We start from the raw sequence: 3,275 nt of genomic DNA, 5'->3' as shown, positions 1-3,275 counted from the left end.
AAGGGATCAGGAGCGGTCAGTTTCCAACTAACAAACCGGTTCAAGCGGTCCCGCTCCGCGGGTCCATTTCAGTGCCGTGTCGGGACGGCCTTATACGTGGTTTGAACGAAAATCACGTGGCACGTGCACCGCATATTTCTTGAGAAACAACGCCGGCGCCATTTTCACATTGTGCCCTTCTGACACTCGTCAGCTTCTTAACAGCTAACTCTCTTAGGATGAGAACGTCGATATCTAGACGGCGACGCCACCTATCATGAAGGAATGAACATCGGAGTGCTTGATCTCGGAGTAATCGGAGGCGTTGGCGGCGGTCTCGGCCGCGGCAAATGATGGTGATTGTGTTTCAGGCTTCGGCAGCCGGATTCTCGGCCGAAAATTCCATCGCTTTCACTCAATCACCTTGCCGTGCGCCAGATACGAGCTTTGCTATGTGATGTGAGGTGCCATGGAGCGAACGAATAACAATTTCAACCTGTTTGATTTTGATGTGGAAGGATTCGCGCAAGCGTACTATCAGCAGCCGCAGGTGGGGCAGCAATCGGGCACCACGAGCCCGCAAGCAAGCTTTGAACAGCAAATGGACGAGTTGCAGCTCAATTCGTCTGATGAGAACTCCGCAAAGTCTAGTTCGCCTGATGAGGGTCCCGCAGACGGCGGTGAAGGACTCCGGCGCGGTGCCCTCGGCGGTTCAATGCGGATGCCGCCACACTCGCGCTTGAGGGACAACTCGTTCAGCAGCACGCGCCACAGCGTGGACCTCCCCCGCGCTAACTTTCGAGCTTCGGCCCAAGTATCGCCGCGGTCCAATTTGCGGGATGATCTGTTCAGCAGTACGCGCTATACCCTGCCATCTGAGGAGCAGCCCGCGACTGAGACGAAGAACAGGAAAAATCGCGGACTGTGGTCGCGTATCAAATCAGGGGTTGGAAAGGCGTTTGGGGCGAGCCACGGCGAAAAGCCGTCTGGCTCCACGGCTCGGCAAGAGATCCTTTCAACGAAGTTTCGCGTGGATTACGCCAAGCAGCCCGGCCGAACACGCGGGGTCCCTGAGGAGGACGAGGCGCTGTTTGAGGACTTCAAAAGCAAAGCCAGTGTCACCCAGGACGACGGCACCAAACCACTGGGCGACGGCACCATCAAAAACGCGATAGCCGATCTGCGCCATTTGAGCGCCCGCCTTAGCCAGAACGGGAGGCCATCAATCGCGGATCGAATTGGCAACCCCGAGTTGGAAGCTGGCTTGGATGACGATGTGGAAACCTATGCGAATGATCGCAGCAGGCGCATCAAAGCGGCATTGAAAAAGCTCCGCGACGTCGGCGCCGGAAGAACGTTGTCAGTCGATATCCGCCGCCTTGTTCCTTATCCCGCAGACGCAACCCTCATCGACATGTGGGCCAGCGCGGAAAAGGCGACACACAGGATTGAGCCGGAGACTGTCGATCGACACGCACGCCGCCTTTACAGGCTGAGTGATTGGCTGCAAACGCGCGACAAGGGGGCCATGGCTGGCCGACTCAATGACGATGGGCTGACCCGAGATGTTGAACAGTACAGGCAGCAAACCGAGGACACCAAAATCAATGCCGATTTGCTCAGGCTTCGGCGATACCAACAAGTCCTCGAGGCGAACAGAGCGCTAGGGTTGCCTCCTCCTGAGCACGCGCGTCCGCTCGCCGGGGAAGGCGCTCGGCAGAACGCTTCGCCGCAGGAGCTTCCGGCGACGCCGGCCACCCCGAGCGCGGGCGCTTGGGATTGGTTTAGAGAGGCGATGCAAGAACCCGCGACATCCACGCTCACACTGCGCCATAGCCCACAGCCCAGCCCGTCGCAAGGACTTCCCGCAACGCCGGCCACCCCGAGCGCGGGAGCTTGGGATTGGTTTGGGGAGCAGATGCAAGAACCCGAGCCATCCTCTGCCAGAGCCCCGTCATCAGACATCTACGGCGGTCTAGAGCCACTGGTTAACCTGAATCCGCCCACACCGTATCAATTGCGGGACGATGCTCACTCTGCGCCGGCGCCTGACTTCGCCAGACCGCCGTCGTTCGTCGGGCCATCAGGGGCCCCTCAGGATCTACTGGATATCGGACCTATCGTCGGCGAGGGCTGGCGCCACGGCTCGCAACCGGCCTCAGAAGTCCTGATCGACGTACTGAGTAACATCAATCTCCTGCCGAACCAGTTCGGCCCAAGCCGGTTTGCGATCAACGGCGAGCATTACTCGGCCACGTTTGGGCCGGCAGGGCGCAGGGACGTTCGTCTCATCCATCATCCTCGCGCGAGGCCGATGAATGAAGCTGGGCCATCCCGTCAGCCCGTCGCGGATCTTGGGTTTCTTATCCGCGGGGGGTGGCAGCACCGCGAACGCTGGCTTCCGACTTACCTTGTTCGTGTACTAGAGGGGGAGCGCCGGATGCCGGAAGTCGGGCGCCCGACATATATCAACATCCGCGGCGTGCCTTACAGGGCCGAGCTGCAGGAGACGGACGGCGGCTCCCGTGTTCGTATTTATCCTGAAGCTGGCTGAGGAACGCGCTTGGGCTGCAACCTCGGGGCAACGGGGCAGCGAACCGGGGAAGTGTCCACCGTCCAGCCACTGGCATAGGCTTGCTCGCGCCACGGGCGCCTATGGGAAGCGGCCTGCGCGATGACGGCATAAGCGTTTGGATAAAAGGAAATGGCAAAGGCAAAATTCAACTTACTTGGTGCCGAGGTCCGCGCAGCACTCGAGCGGCTGCTCGATGTGCTGGCAGACCTGGGACTTACCGCCACGCCGACAGGGTCCGGCTTGGCCGCAAGCTGATCGGAACACGCCTCAAGGAAGAAATGGGCTTTAAACCGCTGCGGCGGCGACAGTGCTTGGCATCACGCTTCTCGGCGGCGCGGCGGCGGCATGGCCGCTAGCGGCGCGGGCCTCGCGCATGTCTATTCGATCAGGATCAGACCGGGAGGGAGTGACTCGTCGTACAGACTGGCCCGGTCGGATCGTCCGATCGGAACGAACCCTTTGATTTTTGCGGTCTGCGGCGCTGGGACGCCGGATTTCTCCAGCTTGCTGGCAATCAGGCCGCGCAAAGGCATGGGTAGGTCCAGGCTCCGATCGTCGACGACGCGCGCGGCCCGGAGGAACAGAATCTGCAGGTCGAGCAACTCGGGCGTAGTCCAATCTGTCAATCGGCGTTCAAATTTGGCTCTCGTATTGCCTCACCTGAGGATGTTACTTTCGCTTGACGGATGTAGCTCCGACTGTCGGCCGGTCCGAGGTTGCG

3 protein-coding genes are annotated in these 3,275 nt (G+C 60.2%); 2 read left to right on the top strand and 1 reads right to left on the bottom strand.

Features of this window, described 5'->3' with window-relative positions; translation table 11 throughout:
- The first annotated feature begins 448 nt into the window (after window positions 1-448).
- On the top strand, window positions 449-2,533 hold the full coding sequence (locus AAFX91_RS40175; RefSeq protein ID WP_394570188.1) for a hypothetical protein: 2,085 nt from the start codon (window positions 449-451) through the stop codon (window positions 2,531-2,533).
- 150 nt (window positions 2,534-2,683) lie between these two features.
- Complete coding sequence (locus AAFX91_RS40170; protein WP_283813353.1) at window positions 2,684-2,809, top strand: hypothetical protein; 126 nt, start codon at window positions 2,684-2,686, stop codon at window positions 2,807-2,809.
- Between the two features lie 122 nt (window positions 2,810-2,931).
- On the opposite strand, the gene AAFX91_RS40165 is transcribed toward AAFX91_RS40170, so the two are convergent.
- Window positions 2,932-3,156: a hypothetical protein gene (locus AAFX91_RS40165; RefSeq protein ID WP_165421630.1), complete on the bottom strand. Its 225-nt coding sequence runs from the start codon at window positions 3,154-3,156 to the stop codon at window positions 2,932-2,934.
- Between the last annotated feature and the right edge of the window lie 119 nt (window positions 3,157-3,275).

Source organism: Bradyrhizobium sp. 31Argb (assembly GCF_043638955.1).
Classification (GTDB): domain Bacteria; phylum Pseudomonadota; class Alphaproteobacteria; order Rhizobiales; family Xanthobacteraceae; genus Bradyrhizobium.
Note: the sequence above shows the minus strand (reverse complement) of the source record. Positions and strands in the feature narration are given on the sequence as shown.